Source organism: Desulfurella amilsii (assembly GCF_002119425.1).
Classification (GTDB): Bacteria; Campylobacterota_A; Desulfurellia; order Desulfurellales; family Desulfurellaceae; genus Desulfurella; species Desulfurella amilsii.
In genome coordinates, this window is the sequence record NZ_MDSU01000018.1 from 1,032,473 (window position 1) to 1,052,239 (window position 19,767).

The following is a 19,767-nucleotide window of genomic DNA, read 5'->3' on the forward strand; positions in this document are numbered from 1 at the left end:
AATCGGAACATAACCAAAAAAATAAAGTTATTTTTTTCTTTTATCGATAACCCTTACCATTTTGCCTGGCGTTCTTTGTATTGTATTTTCTGGAACTACCTGCAATATACAATGAAAACCAAGCAAATCGTAAAGCGCGTTTTCTAATCTATTTCTTGCTTCATTTGAAAAGCCGTTTATTTTCTCCAAAATTATCGTAATTTCGTCTTTACCTTTTGAGTTTTCAAGCACAATCTGATAATAAGGCCCAATCGTTTTGTATTGCAATAGAATCTGTTCGATCTGCGAAGGATAAAAATTAACGCCTTTCACCTTTAACATGTCATCTGTACGCCCTTTAAGGCGAGAGACTCTAAGGTGCGTCCTGCCGCAGTCGCATTTGTCTCTTGTAATAATTTTTGTTATGTCTTTTGTGCGATATCTTATTAAAGGCAAACCTTCCCTTGTAAGTGTAGTAATAACAAGCTCGCCTTCAACACCATCATCAACTGGCTCTAAAGTATTTGGATTTACAATTTCTGCTATATAATGGTCTTCCCATATATGTATGCCCGATTTTGCCTCGCAATCAATGCCCATGCCTACGCCACCCGTTTCTGTCATGCCAATAATATCAAAGGCGCTGACTCCCATTTGGCTTTCAACGCGTGTCCTTAACTCATCAGACCATGTTTCAGCACCTAAAATCGCAATACGCAAACCTGTTTGTGAAAAATCAAAATCGTTTTGATTTGCTACCTCAATGAGCCTTTGTGGGTATGAGGCTATAGAGCAAATGACACTGGTTTGAAAATCTTTAATAAATTTAAGTTGAAGCAGTGTTCTACCAGCCCCCATTGGTATAATAAAAGCACCGATTTTCTGTGCACCAAAGTGAAACCCAAAGCCACCGTTAAATAAACCAAATGATGGCATAATCTGGACTCTATCCTTGCCTGAAGCGCCTGCTGCAAAAAAACACCTTGCTGCAATTTCTGCCCAACTTTCCACATCGGCTTGCGTCATAGCATTTATTACAGGTGTGCCAGTAGTGCCAGAGCTTGTGTGTATTCTTACTACTTTGTCAGGAAAAGTTATATGATTTAGCGGGTAGCAATTCCTTAGCTCTTCTTTTGTGGTAAAGGGGAGTTTTTTTAAGTCGTCAAGGCTTTTTATGTCATCAGGCTCTATTGATGTGTATTTTGTTTTCAGTGCAGAGTTAGAATTCTTTATCAAAAAAAGTGTTTGTCTTAAGCGCTTGAGTTGAAGTTTTTGGAGTTCTTCTTGAGGCATAGTCTCATACTGCTTACTGAATATCATTATTGTACCCCTTATTAAAAAATTCATAGTTTTTTTGATCAATTAAGCTCAATGCTTTTTTATAGTTAACGTTCAGTTTTTTTGCTAGTTTGCCAAACATATAAATATTGAGCATTTTGGGATTAGCTTTTGTTATGTAGTCCAATTCATCATTGCTAAGATAGATAACATTTTGCGAGTACGCAAATCCAAGCTTTTCAAAAAAATTATTTAACAACACAACCAAATCTGCTTTTTTATAACCGATAACGGGGCTTTTGTAATTACCAATTTTTAAGTGCACTTCAACTAGTCCACCTTTTTTTGCCATACCATGAATTTCGCTAGAAAGAATATTTTGATCTCCAAATAACTTTATAATGAGCCTTGAGAGGTATAAAACGCCCTCACCGCCTCTACCAAGCAATACAATCTTCATTCTAACACACCAATAGAGTTAAATGGGCAAGAATAAATACACTGTGCGCAGTCAATGCATGTTTTTCTATCTATCTCAACTTTTTGAGTTTGTTCATTAAATACAAGTGATTGACACTCAAACTCATCGATACATAGTTTGCAACCTTTGCAATTATCATCTACGAAAACTTTAACAACTGGGTTATTTTTTAGCCCTTCATCTGTGTTTATACATAAATGTCTAAAAATTATAACGGCAATTTCTTGATTTTGATCAATGCAACGCTTCGACGCAATTAGTGTTTCGATGCTTTTTTGATAATCATATGGGTCTATAACCTCCAAAAAACTCGCACCTAAGCTTTGAATGATTTTTTCAATACTGATTGACTTTGCACTAGACTCAAGCGAATCAGTTGAGCTAGAGAGTGTTTTTTGATTGCCAGTCATTGCTACAGTAGAGTTATCAAGTATTACAAGCAAAAAGGCCGCTTTATTATGAATAGCATCAATTAATGCAGTCAAACCTGTGTGAAAAAAAGTAGAATCACCAATAATAGCTACAATATGCTGTTTTTTTGCAGAAAGCTTAAACGCTTTATTAAAACCAAAAGCAAACGAAACGCTTGCTCCCATGCAGTGGACTGTGTCTGTTGCACCTAAATTTACACCAAGCGTATAACAACCAATATCGCCTGTAAAAATAGCATCCTTGTAAACTTGCTTAATTTCAAAAAAAGCGCTTCTGTGCGCACAGCCTGGACATAATGATGGGGGTTTGTCTTTAAAATCAACATTAACTGGAGTAAATGACCTTAAAACGCCTATATTGTACAAAATTTTTTCGCACACATCAAAAGTAAGCTCGCCTTCTTTAGGTACTAAGTTGTTTCTTCTGCCCTGTGTATTTAACTGTAGCTCTATTAAAGGGTATGTTTCTTCTACTGTTATAACCCTCTCAAAACTTGTCAAATCAACATCTGACAATGGATAGGGCATATCTGACTTTGCAAGCGTGACTTTATCTTCTAAATTATGCTCCAAGATGAGCTCATAGATGTTGCTATAGACCAAACCACTTGAAATAATGAGAATTTTCCCAGAAAAATCAAATTTTAACTGATTTTTTGACGCTATAGTGTAGAGTTTTTCGTTTAGTTTTTTGTGCAAAATATACCTTAGCTTTGGCGTAGCCGCAAAGCGCGATGGGTTTTTTTCGAAATTGGCATTAAGCTCAATATTTTCAATTTTTTCTTTTATATTTATATTTTGTCGACCATGAGATATACGCATTGTGGTCCTTAACATCACGGGTAATTGGTATTGCCTGCTTAATTTTAGTGCTTTCTTTGTAAAATCATAAGCTTCTTTTATATCGGATGGATCAAAAACAGGGATTTTAGCAAAAAAAGCCAAAAATCGTGAATCTTGTTCTGTTTGAGAAGAATAAGGGCCAGGATCATCGGCTGCAACAATTAAAAGAGCTGCGTTTGTTCCAGTAAGTGCAGCACTCATTAAAGGATCAAGTGCCACATTAAGTCCCACTTGTTTACAAAAAAACGCTGAGTCAACGCAAGCAAAACTTGCGCTTATAGCTTCTTCTAATGCAACTTTTTCGTTTATCGACCATTCAATATAGGCATCTAAATTATACTTTGATTTAATTTTTAACGCTGTAGTTAGTATCTCGCTTGATGGTGTGCCAGGATAACCACTTGCAAACCTTACATTGTTTTCTAAAAGCGCGTGAGCTATTGCTTCGTTTCCAGACAAAACTTTTATCATAGTTATATTTTTAGCAAAAAATATAAATTTTGCAAGCAACTTGAAAAAAGAGATTTTTTCAATAGAATATCTTATAATAAAGACAAGGAGTTAAAATGTTAGAAAAAAACGCATCGGCCACTGACAAAAAAGGAGCATATTTAAAAAAATTACTTGAAAATATTAAGCCAAGGCCGCTTGAAAATAATACAGAAGAATACACAAAAACCCATTCAAAAAAAGAAGATGTAATTGTGCTTATTGGTTTTGGAAATGGAAAATTAGCAAAACATCTCATCGAAGATTTTCCAAACAACACAATTATATGTTACGAAACAGATTTAGAAAGTCTAAAATATGTGCTTGATAATATTGATGTATCAGAGTGCTTTAAACATGACAATTTCTTTTTCTTTGCAAATAAAGAAGAAGAAATAGAAAATACAATAACAGCTACTTTTAATTTATTTGCCGGAAAATTTAACTTTGGAAATCTCATTGTAATAACAAACCCCCTTTTAGATGAAACAAAAGCTAAAAAAATAGACGAAACCATACAAAAACTCTACATGCCAGTTGTTCTAAACCGCAACACGCTTTTGTTAAAATCACAATACATCATTGAAAATATAGTAAAAAACATATCAGATGCAGCGCTTGGCCAAGGACTGTCTTTTTTAAAAAACAAAGCTAAAGGTAAGCCTGCCCTCATTGTAGCATCTGGTCCATCGCTTTCAAATGATATAGAAACAATAAAGAAATATCGCAATAAATTTATTATTATAGCAGTAGACTCAGTTATCAACGTTTTAGACCAAAACAACATAAAAGCTGATATTATTTGTGGCCTTGATTATCAGCAGGTTACGCTTGAAAAATACTCTCCTTTAATGAAAAATAACAAAGCCTGCGAAAGTCTTTTTGTGTTTGAACCAGCTATATTTTACCAAATACCTAAATTATTTAAAAACAAAATCTATAAAACAGAAGAAAATGCCTTTTTAGAATTGCTTGATGTAAAACCAAACTACGAGGTATTTCCAATAAACGCTGTAACGCATTTGGCTGTAAATACTGCCTATATTTTAGGGGCGAATCCTATTGTTTTCGTAGGTCAAGACTGGGCATATACAAAGCTAGAGCACCATGCAAAAGGTACAATACTACCGCAAGGCTTACCAGAAAAACTCATTTGGGTAAAAGGCAATTACGAAGAAAAAGTCCCAACAGACGAAAACCTATACTCAGGACTCACCATTATGTCGGAGATTGCTAAATTTTTAATATCAAATGGTAAACAAGTAATAAACGCGACAAGCGGTGGTGCCTATATTGAAAATACTAAAATTAAAACACTTGAAGAAATAGCAAAAAGAATTAAAAAAAATACAAGCTTTACGGTCCAGTTTAACAAAAAATCATCTTTGTCAAAGTACATTAAAAAATTAAAAAATTTGCTTACACAAATGAATCAAGCCATACATAAAGCCGACAAAGCCATAAAGCTAAATCAATCTATACAAAAAATATATGCAAAATATAAAGATATTGAAAAAATCCGTTTAAAAGTCGAAGAATCAAACAAAATAAACAATGAGCTCTATACAAACCCTACAATGACTAAATTTGTATTTTTTTTCTATTTCCAAGAATTTTACAATTACTTTAAAGAAGAAACAGACATAGAAAACCAGACCATAGAAAAAAGATTAGAGCAATCCAGCAAATATTTCGAGCTTGTAAGACAACACACGCAAAGCTTACTCGAGCTTGTTAAAAAAACAATCCACTTTCTTGAGCTCAAAAATGACTTTTTGCAAAAATTTGATGAAAACATAAAAAATAACGATAAATTATTTGAATTACTTATGAATTGCTATAATTTTGGAGATATATACTTTGGTCTTGAGATGCTTGATAAAATTGACATAAAAAACAACCCAAAACTCATATTTGCAAAAGCCAAGCTTTTGTCTAACTACAGATATTTTCATAAACAAACAATTGGACTATTTGAAAAAGCCATTGAACTTGACCCAGATTTTGAGTTAGCCAAAAACGAGCTTGCTGTCGAAAAATACAAGATTGTCTCACACCTTATACTTGCAAAAGATGCCATTTTAAACAGAAACGATTTTATAACGGCAAAAAGACTCATAGAAAGGGCTAAAGATTATGATCCTTGCGATAAACAGGTCAAACAATGGCTTGGTATGATAAATAATTTGGAAAATATGCAGACAATGCAAGAGCGACAAAAAGTAATTAAAGAACAGCTTAAAATCGAAGGCTCTATACCAGAATACGATAAAGCCATAGAATTATTGAAACAAAACAACATTGATGAAGCCTACAGCGTGCTTGAAGACCTAAACAACAAATATCCTGCTTTTGGCGATGCGCTGTTTTTAATGGGAAGCATCTTAATAGACAAAAAGGAGTTTGACAAAGCTTTAGAGTTTCTCAATCAGGCAAAAAGCCTGCTTCCCTACCATCCCTTTGTTTATATTGCACTAGCTAAGATTTATATGTCAAAAGAAATATACGATAAGGCCAAAGAAACACTTGAAACTGCCCTAAGCTTAAACCCAGGATTAAAAGATGAAATTGGAGAAAACCTTGGGGATTTGTACTATGAGTTTGGCGAGTATGAAAAAGCCTTATCGCTTTATGAATCGCACTTGCAAATCACGCAAGATAAAGTAAAACTGCTTATGAAAATAGCATTGTGTTATAAAGGCTTAGGCCTAATTCAAAGCTATAACCAAATTTTGTCAAAATTACAAGAGCTATCATCAAATGCTTAATTCAAGCTTAGAAAAGCTAAAAAGCACGACAAAAGCAATGGGGCTTGTTTTTGGAGATATTGGCACAAGCCCCATTTATACATTGGCTGTAGTTTTTATTTTAACAAAGCCTACGCATGAAAATATCATGGGCGTTGTTTCACTCGTTTTGTGGACGCTGATTTTGCTTGTTAGCGTAGAATATGTATGGCTTGCAATGAGTATAAGCAAAAGGGGCGAAGGTGGCACAACCGTTTTGAAAGAAGTGCTTGCACCCACTCTAAAATCTACGCGCGCTGTTGCTTTTGTGACGGTTCTTTCTTACGTTGGTATATCGTTTTTAATGGGCGATGGCGTCATTACGCCTGCCATCTCTATTTTGAGCGCTGTTGAAGGTTTAACATTGGTGCCCAAATTTTCTCAATTGTCAAATGGAGTCTTACTTTTAATTGCAAGTATTATAACAATTGGTTTGTTTGTTTTGCAAAAAAAAGGCACAGAAAAAGTAGCAAGCTATTTTGGTCCAATTATGATTATTTGGTTTATCAGTTTGGGAATAAGCGGTTTATTTTCAATTTTCCACTACCCTCAAGTGTTAAAAGCAATTAATCCGTATTACGCCATTGATTTTTTTATCAGAGATGGGTTTAAAGGTTTTGTGGTCCTTTCTGATGTCATACTGTGCGCAACGGGTGGTGAAGCACTGTATGCTGATATGGGCCATTTGGGCAAAAAACCTATTGTTAGGGCATGGTATTTTGTATTTAGCGTTCTAATTTTGAGCTATTTAGGTCAAGCTGCCTATGCAGTAACGCATCACTCAAAAAGCTCAAGCGTGCTATTTAGTATGGTATTTTCTCAAACAAGTATATTTTACATACCTTTTTTGATCCTCAGCATCTTAGCAACAATCATTGCTTCCCAAGCTATGATTAGCGGGGTTTTTTCGATTGTTTATCAGGGAATAGCTACTCATATATTTCCTATGCTAAAAATAGACCATACGTCGGATAAATTACGCTCTCAAATTTATATCAATTTTGTTAACTGGCTACTGATGTTTGCCGTGCTTTATGCGATGTGGCATTTTCAAACATCAGATAATCTAGCCGCCGCTTATGGCTTTGCTGTTAACGGCACAATGCTAATTACAGCGGTATTTCTAATTTGGATATTCCACAAGAAAAATCTTAAAATAAAAATGATTGCTTCCGCTTTTGTTTTTATAATAACAAGCTTTTACTTTGCTTCAAACCTTTACTACAAAATACCCCACGGTGCGTATCTCACATTATTTATTGCTATGATACCTCTTACAGTAATACTTATTTTTACACAAGGCCAAAAAAGATTGTATAAATCATTAAAATCAATGGACATGAAAGATTTTTTATTGGCCTACAAGGAATCTTACGCAAACAAACCAAAATTAAATGGTGTGGCTGTATTTTTTACAAGAAACATACAAAAAGTACCGCCATATATTGAAAACACTATGTTAGATAATGGCATTATTTACGAAACAAATATCTTTGTTACACAGAAAACTTCCAGTCATCCATTTGGTGTAGTTTATGCATTTGGCGAGGATTTAGCAAAAGGCTTAAAAATTCTTGAAATAAAAGCAGGCTATATGGAAATTGTTAATATTGGAAAAATTTTTGAAGATGCAAAAATCAAACCAACCGTTATGTTTTATGGCGTAGAAGACATTATTACAGAAAATATTATTTGGAAAATCTTTGCTTTAATCAAAAAAGTTTCACCAAACTTTATAAAATTTCACAGATTGCCATCAAATAAAGTCCACGGCGTAATAGTGCAAGTTAAAATGTAATACTAAAAAATCCCACCAGTAACATAAAAATACAACTGGTGGGATTAGACAAAGCCAACCTTGAAGTTTTTCAAAAAAATAAACTGTAAAACCCAAAGAGGTTTTTAAATATTATTTTTTCTTGCCCTTTGAAGCTGGCTTTTCCTGTTTGTTTATCTCTTCTTTAAATACAGCACCTACTTTAAATGCAGGTAGCTTAAATGCAGGGATTGTAATTGCATCACCTGTTTGAGGATTTCTGCCTTTTCTTTGGGCTCTATTTGATACATAAAAGCTGCCAAAACCAGTAAATAATACGCTCTCTCCTGATTTAAGCGTTTCTACTATTGTAGATAGTGTAGCATCCAAGAGTTCTTTCGCTTTCTCCTGAGAAATATTGGTTTTTTTAGCCAATACTTTCACAAACTCGTTCTTTGTCATAAAAACCTCCTTTTATTGGATAAACTTTTACTAGTTTAATTAGTTTACATTGATTTGTCAAAGAAAAACTAGTCATTTTTAAGTTTTTGGTCTCTACCAATAAAAAAGTACAAGATAGAACCCAAAAATGGCAAAAAAATAACAAAAACTAACCATATGACTTTAGTCAAACCGTCTTTAAAATCGCTTTTTAGTATGTCAATTAAAGCCATTAACCATAAAATAGCTATTATTATTGATAACAGACCAAAAAACAAAAACCCTTTAAACAGCCCCATGTATATCAACTCCGAAAACAAATTTTACTAAATTGTAATAAAATTCATTTAGTATTGCAAGGTGTTTTATGCTCTAAAAACAATTTATAGCTTTTTGAAAAATTGCGATATATTGGGTCTTCATAACTTTTATGACAAACGATGCACTGACCAACTTCATAAATTTTTATAAGCTCATCTTTATTAAAAGCCCTTTCGCCTTTTACTGGGAAACTCTGCATTTGTTTGCCATGTTCGTTTACTATCATATCTAAAGGCACATCACCCAAGCCACTTGCTTTTGAATCAAATGTGGGTGAAAATTTAAATTGCTTAGTATAAGGATTAAAACTCAAATTTCCAGTACCAAAACCCATTGTGCGTGGGTCATGATGACAGTCTTCGCAGCTTCTAGATTGCAATTGTGTCGTATGTGGATCAATTGTTGCAACACTTAAGCCTCGAATACTTTTTACAAACTTAAAGTCTTTATTGAAAATAGTAATAAAATCCTGACAACCTGGCTCAACAGGCATAACTTTACCATGAGGATCAAATGCAAGCTGAGGTGTTTCAAATCGTACATAGCTATTTAATTCAGCATAAGCGCCTTCAGTATCTTTATACTTTATCCAGTTAAGCTGTTTTAGGCCTTCAAAATTCACAATATGGCAACCATAACACTGTGGAGCCCAGGCAGAATGACATGCTTGACATGATAGGTTTTTGTGACCAGCAAATGTATGGTAGGGTTTATTATTTACAAGCGGTATAGGTATGGCTTTGCCTGTTTCTTTGCTAAAAAACACCGCTTTGCCATCGAGAAGTTGCACATTGTATATGATTTGGCCTGTGCGCTCTTCAATGGCTGCAAAATCACCTGCTTTAAGGGATACTTTTCCATTTAAAAAAGCTAACTTTAAAGCTAAAGAATTGGGTGGCACTTGCACAAAATGCGGTTCGTGGCAATCTTTGCAAGTTATGCCAACTTGCTGCGTCATATTTTTATAATGTAAGCCAAGCCCCATAGTATCAGACATCGTGTGGCAATCAATACAACTCATATGCGCTTTTGCATAATGGACATCTTTTGGCAAATCTAGATAATATCTATCCGGACTACCCAAAATATTATAATGTGATGGACCACCATCCATAAATGGCGTACCATATTCTTCTGTCTCATAGTGGCCAAAGTATGACAAACCAATTCTACCTGATCTATTATGGCATTTTACACATGTTGCATCGCTAATATGCGTGGTTAACTCTACGTGTGGGTTACCCTTAACCCACTTGGCGTGACAATCAAGACAACCCCCGCCACGCTCTTGTATTTCTTTTGTAGGGCCCTGTCCATAGGGTTTGTATAAATGGCAAGCACCGCAGTTTTTTTCGTAATATTGTATAGCTCTATTTTCTTTATATTTGCCTTCGTATAAATCTTTAACCGTAATATCACTTGAAAGCTTATCAGTATAGCCAAATTTGTGCAAAACTGCAGAAATTATACCTCTGTTTGTCGCCATAAGGGATGTTTCTACCTGTTCAACCTGCTCTTTGTGACACTTGCCGCAAGTTTCTGCAGCGTACCTTAGGTCTGCTGGGTTTTTAATCAGTCCTTTATGCGCTTGAGCTTCATTTGTAGTGTAAGGGTTGCCATGATGACATACAATACAACCTATCTGATCAACTGGATGAGCTGTATCCATATGAATATTTTTATGACATACAATGCAAGATTCTTTCTGTGGATTAACTTTTGGTTTTAGATTTTGCTTGTATATCGCAAAAAATAAAACTAATATACTAAATACAATGAGTAAAACTATACCTTTTTTCATCTAAATAGCATTATATAAAAAATAATTATAAAATACAAAACAATGCCGACTAAAAAAACCCTCTTTAAAAAATAAAATTTTTGGTTGGGTAAAAGTGCAAGCGTTGAGAGTCCTAGGATTGGTAAAATAATACCTGCGATAAATGGTGCTATATAAAACAAACTCCACTGTATTGACCAAAAGAACCAGGGCCCCCAAATGATCGGGTGTTTTGCGCTAGACACAACGTCGTATGGTGCACTTAAGCTAAAAAAAACACTAAGAAAAATTGTTGCAAAAAAAGCTATCAACGTATTCTCAAAGCTAGTAAACATACGTTTTATGTGGTAATAATTCAGCAAAATCAACACAAAAGGTAAAATACATATATGATAAAAGTAAAAATAAATTGAAGGATATTCTTGTGAGTAAAATAAACCTACTATATACTGACCAAAAAAAGGTGTTGATAAAATTATGTGTTGCATTATAAGCGATGCAAAATCACCCTCATTGTTTGCTTTTAAAACAAATCCGGTAAACATTTCAAAAAAAGCAATCACAATAATAGCAACAAGTGCTAACCAGTAAACATACTTTTTGTCTTTATAATCCTCTAGATATACATGCCAGACTGTATGTATGATTAAAAAAATAAAGAATAACTCACTTGAGTAAAAGTGTGCACTACGTATTAACCAACCAAAACTGTATGCATCGCTAATTAAAAACATGCTATCTTGGGCTTTTTGAAACGTAGTTGGGTCATATCGAAAAAGCAAAGCTACACCAGATATAATTGATATACCCAAAAAAGATAGGGTAAGCCAGCCTAGATAGTACGTAAAGTCTTGCTTTTTTAGCATTTATGCTGACGAAATCGTTTTGTTAACTAAATTTAGTGTATCGTTTTTTAACTTTTCTAAATTTTCTGTGCTATTTGCTTCAAATCTAAGCACAAGCGCAGGCTGCGTATTGCTTGATCTTACTAGTCCCCAGCCGTCTTTTGTATTGAATCTTATGCCGTCTATAGTTATTATGTCTGTAATAGAGTACTTTTCTTTATTCTTTATGTAGTAATTTTCAATTTCTTGAGTAACAAGTACCTTTTTATCTTCAGGGCAATCTATCCTAATTTCTGGTGTATTGAAAGTTTTTGGCAAATTGTTTTTCCATTCTTCTAAATTTATACGCTCTTTAGTTAGAATTTCAAGGAGTCGTAAAGATACATATATTGCATCATCATAGCCAAAATATCTATCGGCAAAAAATATATGGCCACTCATTTCGCCACCAAGCAGGGCCTTTTCTTCTTTCATCTTAGCTTTAATCAATGAGTGACCCGCTTTCCACATTATAGCTTTACCGCCAAATTGAGCTATTTTATCGTAAAGCACCTGAGAGCACTTCACTTCTCCCACAATTTTTGCGCCTTTGTGTTCTTTTAATATATCTTGAGCAAAAAGCAACAGCAGCTGATCCCCATAAAGCGTATCGTCATTTTTTAATACAGCTCCAATTCTATCTGCATCTCCATCGTAGCCTATGCCTATATCATAAGATTTTTCTCTAAGAGTTTTTTTAAGTTCTTTTAAATTCTCTTCAACGGTCGGATCTGGGTGGTGATTTGGAAATGTTCCATCTGGTTCAATATATAGCCCAATCACATCAAATCCCAGCTCTTTTAATATAGGATAGGCAATAAAACCACCTGTGCCATTGCCAGCATCCAATACAACTTTGGGCTTGTTTGTGTAGGTTTTTAACTCTTTAAACTGGTTTATTATATACTCAGTATAATCTTTAATTATATCGTAGCTAACAAACTCTGGTGTTTTTATAGATGTCTCTTGCGTTTGTTTCATTATTTCTTTAATTGTTTGTATTTCTTCACCAAAAATCGTCCTTTTGCCTACGCTTAGTTTAAAACCATTGTATTGAGGCGGGTTGTGTGAAGCGGTTATCATAATACCACCGTCAATGTCTAAATTAAATAGAGAAAAATACGCAACGGGTGTAGCAACGAGGCCTATATCTATTACTTTTGCACCTTGCGTGTTAAAACCATAACATAAAGCGTGAAATAAATCTTTTGAGCTTAGCCTTGCATCGTATCCAATGCTAACAGTTAGATTTTCTTTACTTAGAGCTTTTTTTAGGTGAATTGCAAAAGCTTGTCCAAGCTGAGAGGCAAATTGCTCGTCTAAATTTTCACCTACAATGCCTCTTATATCATATTCTCTAAAAACACTATCATCCACTTTCATTTTCTGCTCCATTTTTCTAATATCAATTGAGCACATTTCTTTCCAGAATTCAACATACCACCAAATATTGGTCCCATTCTATGCGCACCACTCACTGCATTTGCTGCCATGCCGCATACATAAAGACCACTAAATATTTCTTTTGTATGATTAACTGTATCTTGCTCTCCGATTTGCGCCCACATAGGCTTTTCGCCAATAACAGCGCCTGAATCTGTATTTAGTTTTACACCACCTTTTCTTACAAGCGTTTCTGCAAGGTGAGCATCATGTCCTGTAGCATCCACAGTAAAACTAGAACTTATAACAATAGGATCAACGGGCAAATGCGCCATATTGACGGTTGTCCAATTTATCACAACGCCGCCTACCTTGTAGTCTCCATCAACTTTTTTTAACACAACATCTTCTATTTCAATGCCGTTAAAAATCTTTACACCTGCTTTTACGGTTTTCGATATAAGCGTTGTAATAGCTTCAATGGAGTCTGTTGTATAGTAGTTCGGCTCAAAAAGCGAGCATTTGATATCAAACTCATCTAATATCAGCTTGCCTTCTTCTTGAACAACTATCTCATTAAACATCATTGCGCCACCCCACATGCCACCGCCAACAGATAATCTCTTATCAAATAAAGTCACCTTTAAACCATTTTTTACTAACTCATAGCCACAAACCAACCCTGCTGGTCCTGCGCCTACAATTGCACAATCACAATCGATGTTTGCCAGTAATTTTTGGAAATAGCGTTCAATAATTGCTCTAGAAATAATCCTTTCGTCTAATGCCATAATGTCCCTCCTATATTTTTAATACTCGCCAACAAAAAACACACCATATGGACTAAACTCACTACCATATACTTTTTTGAATATGTCTTTATCTTGAGTTATAAGTACACCTTTGCCTTTTTGAGGTATGTTTATGGGTAGATTTGAAGTTTTTTCAACATAATACAATAAATCTAAATGCACGTTATTACTCATAACATATTTTGCTTTATTTTTCAAAATAATATTTGCTATCTTTTGGCCATAAGCTGATACATCTGGTAGATAACTAGCCTTGTAGGGTATAGCGATCATACTATAGCTTGCTTTTAAACAAATCATTAATGCTACAATGTACAAGTACTGCTCTATCTTGTATTGTTTAGATGAAACCTTAATAAATATAACTACAAAAGCTAAAAAAATTAGCAATGATAAATAATTTGAGGTTTTAACAAACAGGTAGCCAAACAATTCAGCACTTAATATAGTAAATACACCAAGTAGGATTATTATCTTGAGGTAAAAAGAGTTTAGCTCTAACTTAAACAAAGATAACCATAATGCAAAAAATGGTGCTATAATAAGGTAATTATGGACAGGCACAAGCCATAATAAAAAAACAGTTAATATTGTGCCAAAAAAGGCAAAATTGTACAATTTAGATTCTTGCTTTTTGATTAACTGCTTAGAAAACATTGACCAAGGCAAAAATAATAAAAATAATTTAAAAGGGAAAATAATTAAATGCAAAATGTAATTTTTAAAGCTAAAAGACTCCCAAAATCCCAAAAATAGCGATCCTACAAGATAATGTATGCTTTGAATATTAAAATCATACAGTACAATTCCGCACAAGCTCAAAATTAATATTAACGCAAGTCCCATTAGATGCTCTTTGTTGTCTATAAGACCTGGTTTTTTTTCAAATACAACAAAACCAAGCAATATGAAATAAAATAAAAATAAAGCAAATAAACCTTGAGTTAGAAAAGCAAGCACTAAATAGATGCTAAAGCCTTTTTGTTCAAAATATGCTTTATACAAAGCTAAAAACAAAAAAAACACACACGCAGCGTATGTGGAATAAAAATTTATCGACATTAATACAATAGCTGTTGTTAAAAAAATAAAAGCAAAATAGGGCGGATCTAAAATGTTAAATTCTTTTAAAAAGAAAGGCAAAAAAGCTATCAAAAGAATAAAAACAAATTGGCCAGCACGAGCTATAAACTCACTATTGCCAAAAATCTTAAATAAAATGCTTGTGTAGTAAGCAATCAATGGCGGTTTTTTAAAGTAGGGTTTACCTAGAATCGTCTGCCATTTATAATTACCACTTGTGTTTAACTGAAGACTGATAATTGCATTTTTTGCTTCTTTATAGCTAAAATCCAACTTCCCTAAATTAAAAAAATTTGTAACTGCATAAAGTGCAAAAAATACAACCAAAATTTTTTTAGGCATTAAAAGTTAATAAACAATTCCTCTCTAATTAAAACTGCTAATTTTGCCAAAACTTCATTTTGTGGGGAGCGCTTTGCAACCTCGATTGCACTATCATCATTACTTGCATCAAAATCTGCAAAACTTGTTAATGTTTTGTTTAAAATAAGCGCCTTTCCTTCTTTGTTTGTCAAAGTTAAATTCACAGTTATCATGCACCTGTATGTGCGCGCTAACCCATTTTTATCAAAAACAGAAGGGTAAATAGAGTAATTTATTATATCTGTGTGAATATAGCCTTGAGCGTCGGACTTTTTAGATACAACCTTAATATGCGGATCTGAATTTAACTGTTTTATTATCGCTTGTTTTAAAAAAACATCAAGGTTTGGCACTTTATGCGAATTTTTTGGTTCTTCAACATATACAGTTTTTATATTGCCAATCAAAGATGAGTGTGTAGCCCCTCTATATCCACACGCGCTAACCACAAAAACCACTAAAACAATACAAAGTATTTTTGATAAAATTTTCATACAATTATATTGAGTATCTTGTTTGTTACGTAGATATATTTTCTAATTTCTTTATCAGCAATATGCTTTTTGACTTTTTCTGATTGAAGTGCTAGTTTCTTAACTTCATCTTCGCCTGTTTTTTTGCTAATTTCAATTGTATCTCTCAATTTGCCATTAATTGTTATTGCGATTTTAACTGTATCTTTGTCTGCATATTCTTTTTGAACTTTGGGCCAGTTTTGCTCAAATACCTCACTATCACAACCCAACATTTCCCACATTTCACAAGCAAGATGCGGCACAAATGGGCTAGATAAGATAGCAAGTTTTTCAAGCGCTTCTTTAAAATAGCCTAACTCCTCATCTTTGGGGTTAAAACTGTACAAAAAGTTTACATACTCCATTAGTTTGGCAATTGCTGTATTGAAGTGATAGTTTTCTACATCATTTGTTACCTTTTGCACGCAAGAGTTAATTTCATATAAAAGCTCTTTTATGCGCTCATCAATTTTGTCTTTTTTTGGCGCATTTTTAACACGCCTGGCGTTGGTTGCAAAAAGCCTATAAAGCCTGTTCAAAAACCTGTAAGAGCCTTCAATACCTTCATCAGACCACTCAAGATCTTTATCAACAGGCGCTGCAAAAAGTATAAATAACCTTGCTGTATCTGCTCCATATGTGTTTACAATTTCATCTGGATCTACTACATTGCCTTTAGATTTGCTCATTTTAGAGCCGTCTTTGACAACCATACCCTGCGTTAGTAATCGTTTAAAAGGCTCACGCGACTCAAAATACCCAAGATCGCTTAAAACTTTTGTAAAATATCTCGCATATAAAAGATGCATTACAGCATGTTCAATGCCGCCAATGTATTGATCCACATCCATCCAATATTTTACTTTTTGCCTATCAAAGATCTCTTTGTCGTAGTGAGGCGAACAGTACCTCAAAAAATACCAGCTAGACTCCACAAACGTGTCAAATGTGTCAGTTTCTCTTTTTGCCTTTGCACCACATATGGGACACGTTGTGTTTACAAAGCTTTCAACTTTTGATAAAGGTGAACCACCAAAGCCCGTTATTTCTACATCCTCGGGCAATTTAACGGGTAGTTTTTCAATAAGTTCTGGCACAATACCACAATTTGGGCAATAAATTACCGGTATTGGCGCTCCCCAGTAACGCTGGCGAGATACATTCCAGTCTCTTAATTTATACTGAAAAGATTTTCTTGCCAAATTTTTACTTGCAAGGCACTCAACAATCTTTTCTTTGGCTATCTCGTTTTGCAATCCATTAAAATTTTCTGAGTTTACAAGATAGCCTTCTTCTGTGAAGCTTTTATCCCATAGGTTTATATCTTTGCTCAAGTCATCTCGATAAATTACAATCTTTTTGGGTATGCTAAATTTTGTCGCAAACTCAAAATCTCTTTGATCATGCGCTGGTACACCCATTACAACGCCCGTTCCATATTCCATTAAAACAAAGTTAGCTATAAAAAGCGGTATTACTTCATTGCTTGCCGGGTTAATCAAATTTACACCACTGTATATACCATCTTTTTCTTTGTCGTAGTCTTTTTTGATATCCAAATCAACGATCATTTTCTCTACATAATCCAAAGTCCCCTTATCTTTCACAATTTCTTTTACTTTAGGGTGTTTAGGCGATATACTAACAAATGTCACACCAAAAACCGTATCTGGCCTTGTTGTAAAAACCTCTAAATACTCATCTTTCTGCTCAAATTTAAACTTTATAAAAGCACCTTCACTTTTTCCAATCCAATTTATCTGCTGACTTAATACTTTATTTGGCCAACCTTTTTCTAATAATTTTATGCTTTCTAGTAACTCATCCGCATAATTTGTAATCTTGAAATACCAGCCATAAATGGTTTTTTTAACAACTTCACTATCGCATCTCCAACACTTGCCATCTTCCACCTGTTCATTTGCAAGCACCGTTTGGCAATGAGGACAAAAATTTACTTCCGATTCCTTCCTATATGCCATACCACGCTTAAACATTTCTATGAATATCTTCTGTTCCCATTTGTAGTATTCTGGGTCACATGTGGCAATTATACGGTCTTTATCGTATGAAAAACCTAATTTTTCTAGTTGACTTAACATGTAGTCCATATTTGAGTAGGTCCACTTTGCAGGGTGTATTTTTGCGTTTATTGCAGCATTTTCTGCGGGCAATCCAAATGCATCGAAACCTATTGGGTGCAAGACATTGTAACCCATAAACCGCTTAAAACGCGCCAGTACATCTCCAATTGTATAGTTTCTTACATGCCCCATGTGAATTTTCCCAGATGGGTACGGAAACATCTCTAAACAGTAATATTTTGGCTTACTATCAAAATCTACTGCTTTATTTAAATTTAACTTATTCCAAATTGCCTGCCATTTTTTTTCAATTACACTCGGATTATACTTTTCCATAGCCTACCTCAATACTGCGCCTAAATGTGCATCTTGCACAAGCCTTGCATAGCGCGCCAGATAACCTGTGGTTATCTTTGGCTGTTTGGGCTTGAAGTGCTTTTTCCTCTCCTCAATAATACTTTCATCGACAAGCAAGTTAATAGTCTTTTTGACTACATCAATTTCTACCAAGTCACCTTCTTCAATTAAGCCAATGAGCCCGCCTTTTGCTGCCTCAGGTGAGATGTGTCCTACAGACAGTCCCCTTGTAGCGCCAGAAAACCTCCCATCTGTAATAAGAGCAACACTTGTGTCAAGCCCCATGCCTGCTATAGCGCTTGTAGGGGTGAGCATTTCTTTCATACCAGGCCCACCTGCTGGTCCTTCGTAGCGAATAACAACGCAGTCACCTTCTTTAATTTGCCTGTTAAATATTGCTTGCGTTGCTTCCTCTTCGCTGTCAAATACGCGCGCTTTGCCAACAAAATGATCCAGCGCAGCAGAAACACCCGACTGCTTCAATACAGCTCCAAATGGTGCTAAATTGCCTTTTAGCATGGACAGCCCCCCCTTTGGATAGTACGGCTTATCAACTGGCCTTATGATATTGTTATTTGTAACCTTGGCATTCTTGTAAGAATCGTATATGCTTGATCCTGTTACTGTCAGGCAGTCCCTTTTTATTAAACCAATGCTGTCTAAGCGATTTAATATAGCCATGATACCGCCTGCGTTGTCAAGATCCTCTAAGTGATATGGACCAACTGGGCTAAACGAGCACAAATCCGGTGCCTTATCGCTTATTTCATTGAATATGTCAAGGTGAAGCTCAATGTTTGCTTCTTGCGCAATTGCCAATAAATGCAACACGGTGTTTGTAGAGCATCCCATTGCCATATCTGCGGCAATGGCATTTTTTATACTATCAATTGTAATTACGTCTCTTGGTTTTATGTTTTTTTCTACAAGCTCGACAATTTTCATACCAGACAGCTTAGCAAGCCTTGTGCGTGCTGCATATACAGCAGGTATCGTACCATTTCCAGGAAGACTCAAACCTAGAGCCTCGCTTAGGCAGTTGATAGAGTTTGCAGAATACATACCAGAGCAAGACCCACACGAAGGACATGCGGTATTCTCTATTTCCAATAATTCTTCTTCAGTAATTTTACCTATGATTTTTTTGCCAACACCTTCAAACACCTGTGCTAAATCTATATCTTTGCCTTGATGCTTGCCAGCAAGCATAGGCCCGCCAGATATCATAATTGTGGGTATATTAACCCTTGCTGCAGCCATCATCATACCAGGCACAATCTTGTCACATGCAGGCAGTATCACAAGACCATCAACAGGGTGAGCATTGACCATAATCTCTACAGCGTCTGCTATATTTTCCCTTGATGGCAATGAGTAGTGCATACCCAAATGACCCATTGCAATACCGTCGTCTACACCAATAGTGTTAAACTCAATAGGGGTACCCCCAGCCATATAAATACCCGCCTTTACCGCTTCAACAAGCGTTTTTAGGTGAACATGGCCTGGTACTATATCGTTTGATGAGTTGGCTATAGCAATAATGGGTCTTGATAGTTCTTGATCTGTAAAACCATCGGCTTTAAACAGAGATCTATGTGGTGCCCTCTCAGGTCCTTTTAACATAATGTCACTTCTTCGCATACTAAACTCCTTAAAAAACTACAATTTTTTCAAATTATAACTTAAAAAATTCTGGTG

The 19,767-nt window shown here is 34.9% G+C and carries 15 protein-coding genes; 2 read left to right on the forward strand and 13 right to left on the reverse strand.

Annotated elements, in window-relative coordinates:
- Positions 1-27: 27 nt before the first annotated feature.
- The 3 genes from DESAMIL20_RS08890 to DESAMIL20_RS08900 are packed head-to-tail and all read right to left on the reverse strand — an operon-like array spanning position 28 to position 3,483.
- The gene (locus DESAMIL20_RS08890) at positions 28-1,299 is read right to left on the reverse strand and encodes a phenylacetate--CoA ligase family protein (RefSeq protein ID WP_162287160.1); all 1,272 of its coding nucleotides are present in this window, start codon (positions 1,297-1,299) and stop codon (positions 28-30) included.
- Entirely contained in the window at positions 1,286-1,717 is a 432-nt protein-coding gene (locus tag DESAMIL20_RS08895) for a 2-oxoacid:acceptor oxidoreductase family protein (protein WP_086034502.1), read from the reverse strand. Before DESAMIL20_RS08895 ends, DESAMIL20_RS08890 begins: the two co-directional genes overlap by 14 nt.
- Positions 1,714-3,483 (reverse strand): thiamine pyrophosphate-dependent enzyme, encoded by a 1,770-nt coding sequence (locus DESAMIL20_RS08900; protein ID WP_086034746.1) that lies wholly within the window; start codon positions 3,481-3,483, stop codon positions 1,714-1,716. The genes DESAMIL20_RS08895 and DESAMIL20_RS08900 overlap by 4 nt, the downstream gene beginning before the upstream one ends.
- A gap of 95 nt (positions 3,484-3,578) precedes the next feature.
- On the opposite strand from DESAMIL20_RS08900, the gene DESAMIL20_RS08905 reads away from it, so the two are divergent.
- Both DESAMIL20_RS08905 and DESAMIL20_RS08910 read left to right on the forward strand, forming a co-directional pair.
- Complete coding sequence (locus DESAMIL20_RS08905; RefSeq protein WP_086034503.1) at positions 3,579-6,269, forward strand: 6-hydroxymethylpterin diphosphokinase MptE-like protein; 2,691 nt, start codon at positions 3,579-3,581, stop codon at positions 6,267-6,269.
- Positions 6,262-8,085 (forward strand): KUP/HAK/KT family potassium transporter, encoded by a 1,824-nt coding sequence (locus tag DESAMIL20_RS08910; protein WP_086034504.1) that lies wholly within the window; start codon positions 6,262-6,264, stop codon positions 8,083-8,085. Before DESAMIL20_RS08905 ends, DESAMIL20_RS08910 begins: the two co-directional genes overlap by 8 nt.
- Positions 8,086-8,196: 111 nt before the next feature.
- Here the strand turns inward: DESAMIL20_RS08910 and DESAMIL20_RS08915 are convergent, their stop codons facing one another.
- From DESAMIL20_RS08915 to ilvD, 10 genes are all read right to left on the reverse strand, one after another.
- Positions 8,197-8,505, reverse strand: a complete 309-nt coding sequence (locus DESAMIL20_RS08915; RefSeq protein WP_086034505.1) for an HU family DNA-binding protein — start codon at positions 8,503-8,505, stop codon at positions 8,197-8,199.
- Positions 8,506-8,573: 68 nt separating this feature from the next.
- Positions 8,574-8,783, reverse strand: coding sequence for a PLDc N-terminal domain-containing protein (locus tag DESAMIL20_RS08920; protein ID WP_086034506.1), 210 nt, complete (start codon positions 8,781-8,783; stop codon positions 8,574-8,576).
- 44 nt (positions 8,784-8,827) lie between these two features.
- Entirely contained in the window at positions 8,828-10,606 is a 1,779-nt protein-coding gene (locus DESAMIL20_RS08925; protein WP_086034507.1) for a hypothetical protein, read from the reverse strand.
- Positions 10,603-11,451: a cytochrome b N-terminal domain-containing protein gene (locus DESAMIL20_RS08930; protein ID WP_086034508.1), complete on the reverse strand. Its 849-nt coding sequence runs from the start codon at positions 11,449-11,451 to the stop codon at positions 10,603-10,605. Before DESAMIL20_RS08930 ends, DESAMIL20_RS08925 begins: the two co-directional genes overlap by 4 nt.
- On the reverse strand, positions 11,452-12,852 hold the full coding sequence (locus tag DESAMIL20_RS08935) for a phosphomannomutase/phosphoglucomutase (protein ID WP_086034747.1): 1,401 nt from the start codon (positions 12,850-12,852) through the stop codon (positions 11,452-11,454).
- Entirely contained in the window at positions 12,849-13,643 is a 795-nt protein-coding gene (locus DESAMIL20_RS08940; RefSeq protein ID WP_086034509.1) for a sulfide-dependent adenosine diphosphate thiazole synthase, read from the reverse strand. The genes DESAMIL20_RS08935 and DESAMIL20_RS08940 overlap by 4 nt, the downstream gene beginning before the upstream one ends.
- A gap of 18 nt (positions 13,644-13,661) precedes the next feature.
- On the reverse strand, positions 13,662-15,089 hold the full coding sequence (locus tag DESAMIL20_RS08945; protein WP_086034510.1) for an ArnT family glycosyltransferase: 1,428 nt from the start codon (positions 15,087-15,089) through the stop codon (positions 13,662-13,664).
- Positions 15,089-15,604 (reverse strand): LPS assembly lipoprotein LptE, encoded by a 516-nt coding sequence (gene lptE / locus DESAMIL20_RS08950; protein WP_086034511.1) that lies wholly within the window; start codon positions 15,602-15,604, stop codon positions 15,089-15,091. Before lptE ends, DESAMIL20_RS08945 begins: the two co-directional genes overlap by 1 nt.
- Positions 15,601-18,045 (reverse strand): leucine--tRNA ligase, encoded by a 2,445-nt coding sequence (gene leuS / locus DESAMIL20_RS08955; protein ID WP_086034512.1) that lies wholly within the window; start codon positions 18,043-18,045, stop codon positions 15,601-15,603. The genes lptE and leuS overlap by 4 nt, the downstream gene beginning before the upstream one ends.
- Positions 18,046-18,048: 3 nt before the next feature.
- Positions 18,049-19,710: a dihydroxy-acid dehydratase gene (gene ilvD, locus DESAMIL20_RS08960; RefSeq protein ID WP_086034513.1), complete on the reverse strand. Its 1,662-nt coding sequence runs from the start codon at positions 19,708-19,710 to the stop codon at positions 18,049-18,051.
- Between the last annotated feature and the right edge of the window lie 57 nt (positions 19,711-19,767).